Annotated in this window: 13 protein-coding genes, 1 tRNA gene and 1 pseudogene; 8 read left to right on the top strand and 7 right to left on the bottom strand. The window is 55.8% G+C overall.

The genetic code is table 11. From position 1 onward, the window contains the following. Window positions 1-345: 345 nt before the first annotated feature. Complete coding sequence (gene uvrA / locus L888_RS0107525) at window positions 346-3183, top strand: excinuclease ABC subunit UvrA (protein WP_027952451.1); 2838 nt, start codon at window positions 346-348, stop codon at window positions 3181-3183. Continuing rightward, window positions 3180-4067, top strand: coding sequence for a glycosyltransferase family 2 protein (locus L888_RS0107520; RefSeq protein ID WP_027952450.1), 888 nt, complete (start codon window positions 3180-3182; stop codon window positions 4065-4067). Before uvrA ends, L888_RS0107520 begins: the two co-directional genes overlap by 4 nt. Here L888_RS0107520 and L888_RS0107515 read toward each other — a convergent pair whose 3' ends face one another. Next, window positions 4068-4544 carry a hypothetical protein gene (locus L888_RS0107515; protein WP_027952449.1) on the bottom strand — a complete coding sequence of 159 codons (477 nt, stop codon included), beginning with the start codon at window positions 4542-4544 and terminating at the stop codon, window positions 4068-4070. 132 nt (window positions 4545-4676) lie between these two features. On the opposite strand from L888_RS0107515, the gene L888_RS0107510 reads away from it, so the two are divergent. Then, window positions 4677-5492, top strand: a complete 816-nt coding sequence (locus tag L888_RS0107510; protein WP_027952448.1) for an MBL fold metallo-hydrolase — start codon at window positions 4677-4679, stop codon at window positions 5490-5492. An 82-nt stretch (window positions 5493-5574) separates the two neighbouring features. Here L888_RS0107510 and tamL read toward each other — a convergent pair whose 3' ends face one another. Continuing rightward, on the bottom strand, window positions 5575-7803 hold the full coding sequence (tamL, locus tag L888_RS0107505; RefSeq protein ID WP_027952447.1) for a translocation and assembly module lipoprotein TamL: 2229 nt from the start codon (window positions 7801-7803) through the stop codon (window positions 5575-5577). A 104-nt stretch (window positions 7804-7907) separates the two neighbouring features. On the opposite strand from tamL, the gene L888_RS0107500 reads away from it, so the two are divergent. The 4 genes from L888_RS0107500 to L888_RS0107485 all read left to right on the top strand — a co-directional run bounded on the left by L888_RS0107500 (window position 7908) and on the right by L888_RS0107485 (window position 10875). Further along, window positions 7908-8681, top strand: coding sequence for an RNA methyltransferase (locus tag L888_RS0107500; protein WP_027952446.1), 774 nt, complete (start codon window positions 7908-7910; stop codon window positions 8679-8681). A gap of 60 nt (window positions 8682-8741) precedes the next feature. Next, on the top strand, window positions 8742-9617 hold the full coding sequence (locus L888_RS0107495; protein WP_027952445.1) for a hypothetical protein: 876 nt from the start codon (window positions 8742-8744) through the stop codon (window positions 9615-9617). Between the two features lie 10 nt (window positions 9618-9627). Beyond that, window positions 9628-10698, top strand: coding sequence for a bifunctional histidinol-phosphatase/imidazoleglycerol-phosphate dehydratase HisB (gene hisB / locus L888_RS0107490; protein WP_005846662.1), 1071 nt, complete (start codon window positions 9628-9630; stop codon window positions 10696-10698). Between the two features lie 106 nt (window positions 10699-10804). Next, window positions 10805-10875, top strand: a tRNA-Cys gene (locus L888_RS0107485). A 366-nt stretch (window positions 10876-11241) separates the two neighbouring features. Here the strand turns inward: L888_RS0107485 and L888_RS0107480 are convergent. From L888_RS0107480 to L888_RS13495, 5 genes and pseudogenes are all read right to left on the bottom strand, one after another. Beyond that, the gene (locus L888_RS0107480) at window positions 11242-12306 is read right to left on the bottom strand and encodes a relaxase/mobilization nuclease domain-containing protein (protein ID WP_027952444.1); all 1065 of its coding nucleotides are present in this window, start codon (window positions 12304-12306) and stop codon (window positions 11242-11244) included. Next, a complete protein-coding gene (locus L888_RS0107475; protein ID WP_005846667.1) occupies window positions 12290-12721 on the bottom strand; it encodes a plasmid mobilization protein in 432 nt (143 codons plus the stop codon). Before L888_RS0107475 ends, L888_RS0107480 begins: the two co-directional genes overlap by 17 nt. 363 nt (window positions 12722-13084) lie before the next feature. Then, window positions 13085-13546 (bottom strand): DUF3408 domain-containing protein, encoded by a 462-nt coding sequence (locus L888_RS0107470; protein WP_027952443.1) that lies wholly within the window; start codon window positions 13544-13546, stop codon window positions 13085-13087. Between the two features lie 4 nt (window positions 13547-13550). Beyond that, window positions 13551-14507 (bottom strand): toprim domain-containing protein, encoded by a 957-nt coding sequence (locus L888_RS0107465; RefSeq protein WP_027952442.1) that lies wholly within the window; start codon window positions 14505-14507, stop codon window positions 13551-13553. Between the two features lie 179 nt (window positions 14508-14686). Beyond that, window positions 14687-15595: pseudogene (locus L888_RS13495) on the bottom strand (VapE domain-containing protein); the annotation flags it as partial. Window positions 15596-16059: 464 nt separating this feature from the next. On the opposite strand from L888_RS13495, the gene L888_RS14470 reads away from it, so the two are divergent. Then, on the top strand, window positions 16060-16204 hold a 145-nt coding region (locus L888_RS14470), incomplete at its 3' end, for a helix-turn-helix domain-containing protein (RefSeq protein WP_075261853.1).

Below are 16204 nucleotides of genomic sequence, written 5' to 3'. Positions count from 1 at the left end.
CACGGCCGTTGCGCCGCTATTTGCCACGGGCCGCACGGTGCTCACGGACGTTTCGCAAGGCTTTTCTCACAGATTACACAAGTTTCACAGCTGGCGTGCGTAGAATTTTCTCACAGATTCCACAGATTTCACAGATGCCAATCCCCGCGCAGCATCTGTGAAATCTGTGGAATCTGTGAGAAAATTCTACGCGAAGCATCTGTGAAATCTGTGCCATCTGTGAGAAGTAAGGGGCCGGCACGGAGGCCGGCACGCATGTTTGGCACAAACGTTCACCGCCCGCCGCGACAGTTTTTCCAAGAATTCTTCGTAATTTTGCAAGAATAAACCACAGGCTTCGCAATTATGGACGAAAACTATATCGAGATTAAAGGCGCACGGGTGAACAATCTGAAGAACATCAGCCTGCGCATTCCCCGCAACCGATTTGTCACCATCACCGGCGTTTCAGGCTCGGGCAAGTCGTCGCTGGCGTTCGACACGCTCTATGCCGAGGGCCAGCGGCGCTACGTGGAGAGCCTGTCGAGCTATGCCCGGCAGTTCCTGGGCCGCATGAGCAAGCCCGAGTGCGACTTCATCAAGGGGCTGCCGCCGGCCATTGCCATCGAGCAGAAGGTGATAGCACGCAACCCAAGATCGACGGTGGGCACGTCGACCGAGATTTACGAGTACCTGCGGCTGCTCTATGCACGCATCGGCCGCACGTTCTCGCCCGTGTCGGGGCAGGAGGTGAAGAAGCACTCCACGGAGGATATACTGCAACAAGTGCTCCAGTATTCCGACGGAACCCGGTTCATGATTCTGGCTCCGCTCGTCGTGGCCGACGGCCGCTCGACGGAACAGCAACTGGAGATGTACCTGCAGGAAGGCTTCAGCCGCATCATGCTGGACGGCGAGGTGGTGCGCATCGAGGACGTGATGGGCCAGACGCTGTCGGCCCAAGGGCTCTACCTGGTGATAGACCGCATGAGCGTGTCGCACGAGAAAGACGCCATCGCCCGCGTCGTCGACTCGTCCGAGACGGCCCTCTACGAGGGCCGCGGGGCGTGCCGGCTGGTCTTCCTGCCCTCGAACATCGGCTACGATTTCTCGTCCAAGTTCGAGGCCGACGGCATTCAATTCGAGGAGCCCAACGACAACATGTTCTCCTTCAACTCGCCGCTGGGCGCGTGTCCCACGTGCGAAGGCTTCGGCAGCGTCATAGGCATTGACGAGAAACTCGTCATTCCCAACTCCACGCTCTCGGTCTACGACGGCTGCGTGCAGTGCTGGCACGGCGACAAGATGAAGATGTGGCAGGACGAGTTTTGCCGCAGGGCGCAGCTCAACGACTTTCCCATCTTCAAGCCTTACTACGAGCTCTCGCAGCGCGAAAAGGACATGCTGTGGCACGGTTTGCCCACTGACATGAAGAAGAATGGCGGGCGGAGGGCCGACAGCGTGTGCATCGACGCCTTCTTCCAAATGGTCAAAGAGAACCAGTACAAGATACAATACCGCGTGATGATGAGCCGGTACCGCGGCAAGACCGTGTGTCCCGACTGCCGGGGCACGCGGCTGAAGAAAGAGGCCACGTGGGTGAAGGTGGGCGGACGCAGCATCACCGACCTGGTGGAAATGCCCGTAGCCAATCTGCGCGAGTGGTTCGACCAGTTGCAGCTCACCGAGCACGAGGGGCAGATGGCCCGGCGGCTGCTCGTCGAGATACGCTCGCGCCTCGAATTCCTGTGCGAGGTGGGGCTGGGCTATCTCACACTCAACCGCCGCAGCAACACGCTCTCGGGCGGCGAGAGCCAGCGCATCAACCTCGCCACCTCGCTGGGTTCGTCGCTCGTGGGCAGCCTCTACATCCTCGACGAACCGAGCATCGGCCTCCACATCCGCGACACCCGGCGACTCATCGGCGTGCTGCGCAAGCTGCAGCAGCTGGGCAACACGGTGGTCGTAGTGGAGCACGACGAGGAGATTATCCGCGAGGCCGACTGGCTTGTCGACATCGGTCCCGACGCCGGCACCCACGGCGGCGAGATTGTCTACGAGGGCAGCCTGCCCGAAAGCCTGCGCCGCGGCGACACGACGGACAATGACACGATACTGGCTTCGCACCCGCGAAGCTACACCATACGCTATCTCACGGGGGCCGAGACCATCGGCGTGCCCACGTCGCGACGGCCCTGGAACCGCTCGATCAGGCTCAACGGCTGTCGCATGAACAACCTGCGCGGCATCAGTGTGGAGTTTCCGCTCAACGTGATGACCGTGGTCACGGGCGTGTCGGGCTCGGGCAAGTCGAGTCTGGTCAAGGGCATTCTCTACCCCGCTCTCAAGCGGAGCTTCGACGAGGTGTGCGACGCACCGGGCGAGTTTCTCTCCCTCGAGGGCGACGTCGACGGCGTGCGCCACGTGGAATTTGTAGACCAAAATCCCATCGGCAAGAGCACACGCTCCAACCCCGCCACCTATCTCAAGGCCTATGATGCCATTCGCCAGCTCTATGCCGACCAGCCCTTGGCCCGGCAGATGGGCTTCACGGCGCAGTATTTCTCGTTCAATGCCGAGGGCGGCCGCTGCGAGGAGTGCAAGGGCGCGGGCTTCATCACGGTGGAAATGCAGTTCATGGCCGACCTCACGCTGGAGTGCGAGGCCTGCCACGGACAGCGGTTCAAGCAGGATATTCTCGATGTTCGCTTCGAGGGCAAGAACATTAGCGACGTGCTCAACATGACCGTCTCCGAGGCCCTGGCCTTCTTTGGCAAGCACAAGCAGCGCGCCATCGTGTCCCGCCTGCAGCCGCTCGAGGACGTTGGACTGGGCTACATCAAGCTGGGACAGAACTCCTCGACCCTCTCGGGCGGCGAGAACCAGCGCGTGAAACTGGCCTACTTCATCGGGCAGGACAAGCAGGAGCCGAGCCTATTCATCTTCGACGAGCCCACCACGGGCCTCCACTTCCACGACATCGCCCGGCTGCTCAAGGCCTTCGAGGCCCTGATTGAGCGCGGCCACACGGCGCTCGTCATCGAACACAACATGGATGTCGTCAAGTGTGCCGACTGGGTGATCGACCTTGGCCCCGACGGCGGCAACCGGGGCGGCAACGTGGTGTGCACCGGCACGCCCGAGACGGTGGCCCGGTGCCCGCAGAGCATCACAGGGCAATACCTCAAACGCGAGCTGAAATGATTTCCATCCTCATCCCTGCGTTCAACGACGACTGCACGGAGCTGGCCACCGGGCTGGCCCGCCAGGCCGAGGCCATCGGCGGGCTGCAGTGGGAACTCCTCGTGGGCGACGACGCCTCGACCGATGCCGGCGTGGTGGCGCGCCTCGAATCCATTGGTCGCCGCGCCCACTGCCGCTACATCCGGCAGGAGCAGAACGCGGGGCGCGCCGCCATTCGCAACCGCCTGGCCCGCGAGGCCCGGGGCAAATGGCTGCTCTATGTCGATGCCGACCTCGTGGTGGTGGACGACAACCATCTGCGCAAGCTGGTGGAGGCCGGCCGGCATGCGGCCGCATGCTACGGCGGCTACCGCGTGCTGCCCGGCCCTGCGGGCAACCTGCGCCACCGCTACGAACGCGCGGCGGCACCCGTCCACACGGCCGCACGCCGCCGGCGCACGCCCTATCTCGACTTCAAGGTGTCCAACAGCCTGATACGGCGCGACGTGATGCTGCGCCATCCGCTCGACGAACGGTTTCGCAAATATGGGTATGAGGATGTGTTGCTGGGCAAGCAACTGCAGACGGCAGGGGTCGGCGTGGCCCACATCGACGCGCCCGTCGGCTTCGCGCGCTACGAAGACAATGCCCGGTTTGTACGGAAAACGGAGGAGGGCATCGAGACTTTGCACCGGTTTCGGGCCGACCTGGACGGCTTCTCCCCGCTTCTGCAAATGGCAGAAACGCTGCGCCGCATGCGATTGGCCGGGCCTTTTCTGTTTGTTTACCGTTTGTTGGGGCAGCGATGGCGGCGCAATCTGGTGTCAGACGCGCCCTCGCTGCAGCTGTTCAAATGCTACAAACTGGGCTATTTGCTCCGTCTGATGGCTGCCGCCGAAGACTAATCATTCTTTTTCGGCACGAGGCAGGGCCGAAAGATGCACCCTCCACCTGCCCCCGCGAAAGACCGCCGGCAACCGGTAGACAGCCTTTTCCACCAGCCGCCCCGGACGGCCGAGGGTGTCGATGCCCACAAAATGCCGCACCCGCACCTCCACCAGGGCCATGCTGTCGGCCGGATAACTGATGTCACCCAGCTCGCAACCGGCCCCTTCGTCCATGCCGCGCAGCAGGTCCACCTCCTCTTGATGCACCTGTGAGGCGGCATAGGCCAGCCATGGACGCGACTCTTCGGTGGCAAACGCCGCCGCACGCTCGAGATTCCAATTGAAATAGGCCACGGCGAAAGAGTCTACTTCCGTCCGCAGCCGGCTCTCACTGCTCTCCCGGCAACCGCCGGCCAGCAGTACCGCCAACACCAGAATCCACACCGTGCACACCGTGCTCCAGGCGCCGGCACCCGTCGAAATCATCTGTTTCATGGCTTGTCGCTTTTGCTTTCACTGCAAAGTTAACCAAATTTTGACAAGAAGAAATGTCCTTAAACTTTTTTGTACATAAAAACTTGACCATATCCTCGCTTTTCCATACCTTTGTAGAAAATTTGAGGTAAAATGCTGCAATATATATCATTCGGCAGTGGAAGCAGTGGTAATTGCAGCTTCCTGTTCACGGAGACAGACGGTCTCCTCATTGATGCCGGCGTAGGAGTACGCGCGTTGAAGAAGTATTTTAAAAACTACGGAATATCATTTGACAGAGTCAAACACGTTCTTATCACCCACGACCACGCCGATCACGTGCGGGCAGTAGGCAGTCTCAGCAAGGAGTTTGGGCTGCCGGTGTATGCCACTCACAAGGTTCACGTGGGCATAGAAAAGAACTGGTGCGTGCGCAGCAAGGTGCCTGTGGAGCGAGTAAAAATCATCGAACACGGCGTGTCTTTCCACTTGGGCGAGTTCCAAATCACGCCCTTTGCCATTCCGCACGACAGCTCCGACAATGTGGGCTACTGCATTCAGCACCAAGGCGCCACCTTTGTGCTACTCACAGACGTGGGCCATCTCACCGACGAAATCAAGAGTTTCATCGGCCGTGCCAACTATCTGGTCATCGAGGCTGACTACGAACGCGAGATGCTCGACCGCGGTCCCTACCCCGAACGCCTGAAAGACCGCATCCGCGGCCCCCTCGGCCACATGAGCAACGAGGACTGCGCCATGGCCATTGCCGAGAATGCCACGGTGGGTTTAAGCCATGTTTGGCTCTGCCATCTGAGCGATGAGAACAACCATCCCGACCTGGCCGAGAAGACTGTGAAGCAGATTTTGCGCGCCCATGGCATCGTGGCGGGTAATGAAAACGGCGCCGACTTCCGGCTTGACGTGCTGAAACGCAAGACCCCCTCCGAGATTTTCCACCTGTTATAGCCGCCGGTCCCTCTCGCTGCTGCCGCGGCGCGGCTTTTCTTTTGCCGTTTGTGGCAAAAGAAAGGACTGCCGTGGCGACGCGTCAGAACGGCATGCCGACGGCAAAATGGAAGGCAAAGTCGCGGCTGAGCCGCGGATGCAGCAGGGGCCAGTGCTCGCGCCGGCTGTCGTAAGCGGGATTCACGGCCTTCATGCCCATGTCGAAACGAATCAAAAAATAATCAAAGTTAAGCCTAATGCCCAGGCCGTAGGCCGCGGCTATCTGCTTGTAGAAGCGGTCGAAACGGAACTGTCCGCCCGGCTGATCGGCGTAGTTGCGCAGCGTCCAGATGTTGCCGGCATCCACAAACACCGCCGCATTGAACTTCCAGAACAGGTAGGTGCGGTACTCGGCATTGAGATCAAGTTTGACGTCGCCCGTCTGATTGATGAAGTCGATGCGGCCGCCCGTGCCGCGATAGCTGCCCGGCCCCAGCCCACGCACGCTCCATCCGCGCACACTGTTGGCCCCTCCCGAGAAGTAACGCTTCTCGAAAGGCAGGATGGTGCTGTTGCCATAGGGCCACGCAATGCCCAGGTCTCCGTGCACGGCCAGCGTGTTGTGGCGGTCGAAGCGGAAGAGATGGGTGTAGTCTGCATCGAACTTTACGTACTGCGCAAAGGCTATATTAAATAAGGTGTACCGTCCGTTGGCATTGCGTTTCAGCCCTACGGCCCCCGCCACGCCATGGAGCAGGTTGCCTGCAGTTTCCACATTTGCCCTCACGGCATCGGTGCCGTCGCTGTAGGTTATGCCGAAACCCAGCTTCATGATGAACAGGTCCTCGTAGTTGTAGCGCAGGATGGCGTTGCGGTTGGAAACGCTGTCCAGGTAGTCGTGCTTGAAGGTTTCGCTGATCCAAGGCATGTAGACGTAGTTCAGATCGAGCACGTCGAGCCGGTAGGTGGTGTGGTGATGGGGCTCGGCCCAACGGTAGCGCCAGGCCGTGGAAAAGACCCGACGGTGGAACTCGGGCCGGTTCTGCAGGTCCCACGACACGGAGAGCTCCGAGGTGGCATTGCTTCGCCGGCGGAAGGTGTTGGAGAGAAAGGGGGCGATGAAGCGCGGAAACGACAGCTTGGTTTCCACGCTATACTCCTCGTAGTCCTCGTCGCGGTAGCCCTCCAGCCCCGTGATGGCCTCGAAAGCCCCGCGCAGCTCCACGCTCAGCAGCTCCGAACCGCGGAAGATATTACGGTTCTCATAGGTGAGCGAGGCCGCCGCACCGAGGTCGCCCGCGGTGTTGGTGCCCTCGGGACGGAACGAGAGCGAGTGGGGCTTGTTGGTGCTCAGCTGGATGTCGCAGTCGAGCAACGCCGTGTCGGTACGCTCGCGGAAACGGATGTTGGTGTACCTCACGGCCTGCATCTTGCCGAAGTTGTTGTAGGTTTTTTGCAGGGCCGACGCGCTGAAAGGCCGGCCCTGCTGCAGGGCGGTGCCGTTTTCGAGCACGCGCCGGCGCAGCTGCACGGCATTGTTCCCGTCGGCCAGATAGCGGATGTCGCCGATGGTGTAGCGCGGATGGAGCGTGTCGGGCTGTGCGCCCGACGCGCGGTATTTCAGCAGGTGCAGCGTCACGTCCACCTCATTACTGTGGGCGGCCGAGTCGACGCTGTACTGGATGAAGTCCTTGTGGAAGCGATAGTAGCCCGAATCCATGAGGAGAGCCGTGAGGCGTCGGCGCTCCTCGTCGAGCCGGGCCGCGGTGAACCTCTCGCCGGGCTGCAGCCGTTCGTCGCGGTAGTTCTTGCGCCGGAGGGCCCGCAAACGGTCATTGGCCAGCACGCGGCCGATGGCCGAGTCCTGAATGTCGTAGGCAACGCGGCGGATGGCATAGGGCTCACCGGGGTGAAGACGGTAGATGGCTTTCAGCTTTTTGCCGCGCGTGCGCGTGTCGAGGGTCACGGATGCGTGCATGTAGCCCATGTTCTGCAGGGCCGTGCGCAGGTCGGCCACGGAGAGGCGGGCCTGCACACTGTCGAAGATCATGGGCTCCTCGCCTATCCTCCGCAGCGTGCGGTTGATCCATTTGGTGGTGTCGCGGCCGGCAAGATCGTAGGTGCCCAAGGGTATCTTGAACATGGAAAACCACTTGGTGTTACCCTGTTGGCGCACGTAGGGCAGCAGCGACGAGAGGTCTATGCGGCGGTCGTCGTTCTTCAGCTCCACGCTCTCAAGCAGATAACTCCGCTCGGGCACAAACTTGGTGGAGCTGCACGCGGCCAGCAGAACCGCCCCGAGCAGGAGGAAGAAAGCATGCGACGTTTTCAATTATCTCTTATTTTACCGTGCAAAGATAGTGTTTTTTATCTGAGATGGCACAGATTAACACCGGTTTTTCGCCTATTTCCAAACTTATTCTTTACCTTTGCAGCATGATCAGCAAGGCCAGGATGAAGTTTGTACGCGCGCTGGAGCACAAGAAAGCGCGCCGGCAGGAAGGCCTCTTTGTGGCCGAAGGCCCCAAGGTGGTGGGCGACTTGCTGACCCGTTTCCGCCCGCACATGCTCATCGCTACCCCCGAGTGGCTCCATGCCCACCGCCACGACGCCCATGCGTGGCAGGGGGCCGAGCTGTGCGACGTGACCGAGGACGAGCTGCGCAAGGCGTCGTTCCTGCAACATCCGCAGCAGGTCATCGGCGTGTTTCCCATGCCCGAGCCCGCTGCCGAAACGGCCGACTGCCCACCCACGCACGAGCTCTGCCTGGCCCTCGACGGCGTGCAGGACCCCGGAAACCTGGGCACCATCATCCGCATGGCCGACTGGTTTGGCATCGAACACATCTATTGCTCGGAAGAAACGGCCGACGCTTACAACCCCAAGGCGGTGCAGGCCACGATGGGCAGCATAGCCCGCGTGGAGCTTTGCTACACCGATCTGCCGGCGTTCATCGGCCGGCTGCCGGCCGACTGCCCCGTCTACGGCACGCTGCTCGACGGCGCCGACATCTACCGCGAGCCGCTCTCGCCCACGGGCCTCATCGTGATGGGCAACGAGGGCAACGGCATTTCCCCGGCCGTGCGCCAGCTGGTGACGCGCCGACTGCTCATTCCCAACTACCCGCCCACCCGCGAAACGGCCGACAGCCTGAACGTGGCCATCGCCACGGCACTGGTGTGCGGCGAGTTCAGACGACGGTGCCCGTAGCCCCGCGGCCGCGCAGCACCCCCACCTCATAACCCCTCAACAAATCAACCCACAACCCTTATGGAAACAGAATTGTACAAGCGGCGCAGCGTCAGCAGCTGCATCAAGGCCGCGTTCGACCTCTTCAGCACCAACGCTTGGAGCATTCTCCGCAAGACGTGGAAGCCCGCACTGGTGCTCTCGTTGCTGCTCAGCCTCACCACGGTGCTCGCTTCTCCGCAGGCCCTTTTGGCCACCGGCCTCCACATGGCCGAGCATCCCACGCTGCTTTATGCCGCCATGCTCGGCTCTGTGCTGCTGGTGCTCGTCGCCTACATTTGGTTCCTGGCCGCCGTCATGGGGCTGCTCAACGGGCAGTCCATGGACACAAACCTGCCCCGCATGGCCCGCCTCGTCCTCACTATGACAGGCCTTGGCATCGCCCTGACCCTTGCCACGCTCGGCATCAGCTTCGGCATCGGCTTCTCCACGGGCGGCCACGACCAGCTGGGCAAGCTGGCCTTGGGCGGCGTCATCGCCTACGGGCTGATGTTCGTAGAGCTGCTTGTGCTGCTGCCCCTTGCCTACTCGAGCATGAAATACTGCATGGAGCCGCAGCAGCGCGTCGGCACCGTCTTCGGCCGCCCGCTGCTCACGGGCTTCCGCCACTGGGGCTACCTCTTCCTCACAGCCCTGCTTGTAGCCATCATCACGCTGATACTGAGCTGCATTTTCATGCTGCCCCTCGCCATTCTCTACCTTGCCGGCATGGTCAACACCAGCGGCATGCTCCTCGGCGACCCGAGTCTTCTGCCGGCCTGGTTCGGCCCGTTGAACTTCGTTGTCGGGGCCATGTGCCAGTTTGCAGACTGTTATGTCATGGTGTGGGTGCTGATGGTGTTCCACTATGCCTATGGCCACATCGAAACCCTCCATTGTCCCGCCCCGGCCCTCTGACCCCACAGCCATGCAACGCATCCTATTCATCGACCGCGACGGCACCCTCATCGAGGAGCCCGAAGACGAGCAGATCGACTCCTTTGCCAAGCTGCGGTTCATGCCCGGCGTGTTCCGCAACCTGGGTTTCATCCGCCAGCACCTCGACTTCAGGCTGGTGATGGTGAGCAACCAGGACGGACTGGGCACGCCGTCGTTTCCCGAAGACACGTTCTGGCCGGTGCACAACTTCATGCTCCAGACGCTGCAGGGCGAGGGTGTCACGTTCGACGACGTGCTCATCGACCGCCACTTCCCCGCCGACAACTCGCCCATGCGCAAGCCCGGAACGGGCATGCTCACGGCCTACACCGGCAACCCGGCCTACGACCTGGCCGGGAGCTGGGTCATCGGCGACCGCGAGACCGACGCCGAGCTGGCCCGCAACCTGGGCTGCCGCGCCCTCATCCTGGGGCGCGACGGGCTCACGTGGGACAAGATTGCCGAGCTGCTCTTTGCCGGGGAGCGCGTGGCCGAGGTGCGCCGCACCACCAAGGAGACCGACATCCACGTGCGCATCAACCTCGACGGCGCGGGCCATACGCAGGTGAAGACCGGCCTGGGATTCTTCGACCACATGCTCGAGCAGATAGGCAAGCACGGCATGATGGACCTCACCATCGAGACGCGGGGCGACCTCTGGGTGGACGAGCACCACACCATCGAGGACACAGCCATCGCCCTGGGCGAGTGCCTGCTGCGCGCCCTGGGCGACAAGCGCGGCATCGAACGCTATGGTTACAGCCTGCCCATGGACGACTGCCTCTGCCAAGTGGCCCTCGACTTCGGCGGACGGCCGTGGCTCGTGTGGGACGCCGACTTCCATCGGGAGATGGTTGGCGGGATGCCCACGGAGATGTTTCTCCACTTTTTCAAGAGCCTGAGCGACTCGGCGCGCATGAATCTCAACGTCAAGGCCGAGGGACAAAACGAGCATCACAAGATAGAGGGCATCTTCAAGGCCCTGGCCCGGAGCCTGAAAATGGCCGTCAGACGCGACATCTACCACTACGAACTGCCATCCACCAAGGGCACGCTGTGAGGCGGCGGACAAATAATTGGCAGAAAACATCGGATAAAATTTGGCAGTGTGGGATTTTATCTGTACTTTTGCAACCGCAAACCGATAGCCGTTTCGGTGCGGAAAGGGTGCCTTGTCCGAACGGTCAGGTAACGGTCTGCAAAACCGTTCAAGGCGGTTCGACTCCGCCAGGCACCTCTCTTCAAATCGGGAAGACGCATCGTTGCGTCTTCCCGATTTCCGTTTTTCGCCCGCCGCCACCGCGCCGTCAGTCTGCGGGCTCTTCCTCCCCGTCCTCCTTTTTCCTCTTCACCGCACGGACGTCACGGCGTAAGATAATTATTAAAATGTATCTAATTGAAAATAAAGAAGTTACCTTGTTGGTATAACTAAACAGGTAACGATTTGGAAACGAGCGAAATGCTTTGTGTCGCTGTTTTCTGCTAAAGAAAGAACGCTTGTTATTCTGTTTGCAAAGATAATACTTTGCTTGCGAATAACAAGCGTTTTTGACGAAATATTCTCTTTTCTGCGCTTTTGGTTGATTGTTTGGCTGGCTGTGGGTTATATACCTCTTCCTCTTTTCTTCTTTCTGTTGGCTTGATTTCTGAGTCTGCGCTGCCATGTAGTTTCGGCATAGTCATCGCCCTGTGCAGTTGGTGTAATCAAATCGCCCAATCCTTCCACCACTTCATCGGCTGCGCTAATGGCTGCGTCTGCCATTGTACCGATAGCCTGTGCAATCTGCGGAGTTTTTTCTGTTGTTTGTGGCATATATGAACGACTTTTAGGTACAAGTTGATAACCTGCATCAGGTTGCTCTTTCTTTTCTGTTGCCTCTTGTATCGTTTGGTGTGGTTTCTTCTTTTCTTCCTTGTTGGTTGCTTCAAAGTTCTTCTGCAAGGAATGGTAGCCAAACTCCCTGCCGATTTCGGAAGCCTTGAATTTATGTTCTCCGTATGAGAACTTCAAGCCATAGACTTTGCCCTGCTTGTTTTTCATGCGCTCTATGGCTATCCCGTTTTTGTTTAACTCGTAGAGGGACATGGAATGCCCTGTGATGCCTGTGCCTTTATACTTGTCAAGCAGGGTATAGCAAATATTCTGTACCTGCTGTTTCGTTTGCTCTCTCGTCGGATTGGATTTTTCCTTTTGGTGTTTCCTTTCCGCCTTGACCTCCTTTGCGATGGTCAAGCCTTTCTCCCTGCTGATTTCCTCCGCTACCCTCGCTGCTCTGTTGCTTACAAAGGTGGTATCATAGACCTCTCCATAAAGGCTGATACGATTGGCAATGATATGGATATGCCTGTTGTCGGTGTCCTTGTGCGTTACAGCCACCCATTGGTGGTCGTCAAGTCCCATTCGCTTGGCAAACTGATGGGCTATCCACATAAGTTCGGACACAGGCAGTTTTTTCTCGTCCTGTGGTGCTATTCCGATTTCAATGCGGAGGAACTTGTTCCTGCAACGGCTGTTGTAGTCGCTGACCACTTTCATTTCCTCATGGATAGTCTTTGGCTCCCTGCTGCAAAGATTGTGGAAGGCAAGCCTATAACCGAGTTTGCGCTCTCTAAAAATATAATCCAAAGCTGTGCTTCCGTGGGCTATCGCCTTACATTTTCCTATCATCTCTTGTCATATTTAAGACCTTATATATATCATCATCTATACGAAAATGAGGGTCGTAAAACCGCTTAAATGCTTCTTTGGCACATAAGGAAAGGTTCTTTGTGATGAGTACCCACCTTTCATCCTTGACCTTGATGAGATTGGAAACCTGCCCATAGAACCTTCCTGTATGCTGGAGAATGGCAATGGCTTCCCTCTCATTGTCGGTCATCTTGGGAACGGCTGTAACTTCTCCGTTAAGGAGTATCTCACGGCAGTAATCCGAGAACTTTCGTCCTGTGTTTTCCGCCTTTGATTTGATACGCTGCTTTTCCTCTAATGTGCATCTTACCTTGATGAACTCTGTCTTGTTCATCCTCGTTTCTTCCTTGCCTCGTTGCTGCCATTTGGCAGGTTTTCCTTTGTATCCATTCATATAAGTTTCCTTGAAAGTTAATCATTGTAGATGATTCGTTGTTTCTTAATTTCTGAACACTGACCGATGAGAACGGAGTGATTACGGTCTAATCTCCCCGATAGTCTGACGAGGGGAGCAGGGCGCAGTTTGTGGGTACAAACTGACGTCTTACAATGTCAGCTAACGAAACGTTTACGCATAAAGCGTTTTGTCGTCCAAAAATGAATGCTATGCATTCAGAAGATTAACTGCGTTCGTGGCATTCCCACCGTTCAATGTGTTCAGTAAAAATCTATTGTTGGTACTACCCTAAAACGGTCGAGGATTTTGAGTGAAAGGGACATCCTTTTACTCGATAGTCCTTGACCGTTTTTCTGTTGTTTACAGCTTCCTCCATTTTTCTATATCTTCTCCGTATTCTTCCAAATGAATGCGCACGATATTCTCCACGAAACTTGAGAGGTTGCTGCCCCTGTCACCCAACCTGCGTACGATGAAGTCGGCAGGTTCCTGTGTCTCCCTGCTCAGATAGACCGCTTTTCTCTCACTTAGCTTTGTCGGAACAAGGAACGCTTGCTTGTATGCTTCGAGTGTCTCCTTTCTCATCTTGGCACTGATGCGTCGTTGAATAGTTGCATGCTCTGTATGCAGTACAGGCTCGGATGGCGTGGCATGCTCTATGGCATGTTCTGTTTCTTGTTGTTGTTGCTCTTGAATAGTTTTCATTCTCTTTTCCCGGAATTCAGAGACAGATTGTTCACTTGAATTTTCAGCTTGGCTCATACCAAAAGTTTTTCCTATGAAACGATCTATTTCTTCCATGTTTCTTCTTTCCTTTTTCATCACTCTATCTTATTTTAAGTTTGACTTGTTTTATTTTGTTGCTTGTATTTTGAGATTTCTCATGCTCACGGACACGGCTGATATGAAAATCGTTGAGGTCTTTGAAGTCTCTATAATACACTGCCATATCTTCTACCTTAAAACCTGCGTTTACAAATTCCTGTACTACTCTCTGCCCTGCATAGTCATTGTCAAGAAAAGTACGAACGGAGGTTATATTCCTCTCGTTCAGGTAGTGAATACTTCTTGCTACATTACTCACGGAATTCATCACGAGACATTGGTTGGTTACTTCCCCTTTCATTGAAAGAAAAGAGAGAAAGTCCATAAATCCCTCGAACAGACAGACGGGCTGTGCCTTGTCCTCAAATATCGGAGTGATGTCCTTCGGGGCAATCGTTCCCTTGAACAAATGATTGTCCCGTAGTTCATAACCACCCGAAGAATTAGCAAAGCCGATAGCTTCATATCTTCTTCCCCTTACCTCGTAACTGATACATTTGAGAAAGGGTTTTGCCTTTTCCAAATCAATGCAGCGTTCCTTTTTGAGGTACTCCTGCAAATGCGGCGGCAAGGTGTCTGATAGGCATATCAGTCTCCTTGTACCGCTTGCTGTTACATTCTCTATTTGATTTGGGCTGATGGATATTTCTCTCTTTGGAGAATTGGAGCTGTACGCTGTATGCTCTAAAGCGTTCTGCCCCAAACGGCAGATGGCTTCCGAGAGCGTGCAGTCCTCCAAGCGCATATAAAGGTCGATGATGCTTCCGCCCCTGCCTTCGGCATAGTCTATCCAAAGGTTCTTTTCCGTGTCCACCTTGAAACTCGGATGTGTTTCCTCCCTGAGTGGTGAGCGGTACATGGCATAGGTAGGTGTTTTACGGACAGGCCTGACACCCTTCTTTTCGAGATACTCCACAATGGAATATCGCTTGATAAGTGATAAATCTTCTTCTTTCATTGTTTTGATACTTTAATGGGTTGAATGATAATTATTTATGCTTGTCTGTTTTATGGGTTTATCTTTTCCAAAGTTTCCCCTCCAAACTTTTTCATCTTTCTTCTTACTACATATTATTTTGTGATAAGTGATTGATAATCAGTATTACTTTGTAGTATAGGACAATACTACACATTCTACTACATTTGGCTACTACAAGTTTGAAGGAGCGGGCAGGGCAAGATTTTCCTAATCTTGTAGACATAGATGGGGCTATCACCGTTTCTTCATTTGCTCACCTTTATGTATCCTGCTTTCTTCAAGGCTTCGCCCATACGCTTGGCAACAAGTGGCTGGTGGGTATAAACACCCAGATAGGTGAGTATCTCCGTAGTGGTCATTAACGAATAGTTTTCATCTTCCGCTGGTTTCTCGAAGCAACGCAACAAGAGCTCCATTTCTGCAGTCTGTACTTGAAAGTCCTCACTCTCTCTGTATAGTTCGGCAATCTCTTCATCATCAAACCAATAGCGGAAACCTGACTTTAACAGGGCTTTGGCTTCAGCATAGACATTGTCCATTGAAATACGCTTGGCTTTCTCTATGTCTATGGATAGAACTTCAAAGGGCAGAAACCTTCTGCTGCCTGTCGGGTCTGTAAGAAAGTCATTGCCGTTCACTGATGCCACAAAGCTTGCCAAGTGGGGATGCTCCTCCACGTACTTGTCATACGGCATACGGTACTTGACCATCGGACAGGTGATGAGGTTTTTCAGCTCATTCTCGTCCCGCTTATTGAGGGCTTTGAGCTGGTCATCTATATTTACGATAAGGTTCTGACCGATATAAGTGAGTGTGTCTTTCTCCTGCGGGTATATCTTGCCTGTGTAGCTATAGCCATGCAATGCAGGGGGACAGAGCAAATTCAAGAATGTAGTTTTGAACTTGCCCTGCTCGCCTGTCAGCACGAGGCAGGTATGGTTACGGCATTCACGGTCGTCCATGGCATTGGCGACCACTGCCACAAGCCATTTGGTAAGATACGGCAACCATTTGTTAGAATTACGGACAACAACGCAGCTGGCCAAATCGGAAATTGCTTTCACTGAAAATCTATCCTCAAGGTTCAAGAAAAGGTGGAATAGCGTGAATGAATTGTGAGTCAGTCAGTTCTGATTTTTAAGTCTTTCAACGCAAAACCTCGAAAAGACGGGGTTATACCAACTTCGGACAGAGCAGCGTTACCAAAACATTACCACCTCCTTTGCAAGTGAGGATTGGGAAAAGCGGTAACGAACAGTGCAAAATCCGACCTGAATTTCGGGGATTACCTCCTGCAGAGGTACTTCGATGAAAGGAAACAGGCAAATAAATTGCGGACTGTTTCTTTACTGGAAAAGCCACTCTACTTTGACCCCTTTGGCCAAACAGGATTGCTCACCTTGGCCATAATATGATTGACCCTTTTGGCCAAAATAATATTAACCACTTAGTACAAGTGTCGTTAGAGTTTTTTTATGTAGATTTGGGAACCCGAGTCCTGGTGTAAGGGGTAATAATAAAATCTATGCAAATGAACAAGAGAATCAAGAACATTTTAAGATGTTATGCGGCAGGGATGGGTATCAAGGAAACGGCATCCACGTTCCATACTTCCCGTAACACTGTCCGCAAGTATGTCCGCCTGTTCCTTTCAAGTGGGAAAAGCATCGATCAGC

The organism is Hallella seregens ATCC 51272 (genome assembly GCF_000518545.1).
Taxonomy (GTDB): domain Bacteria; phylum Bacteroidota; class Bacteroidia; order Bacteroidales; family Bacteroidaceae; genus Prevotella; species Prevotella seregens.
The sequence above is the reverse complement of the archived record's forward strand: the minus strand, read 5'-3'. Positions and strand labels throughout refer to the sequence as shown.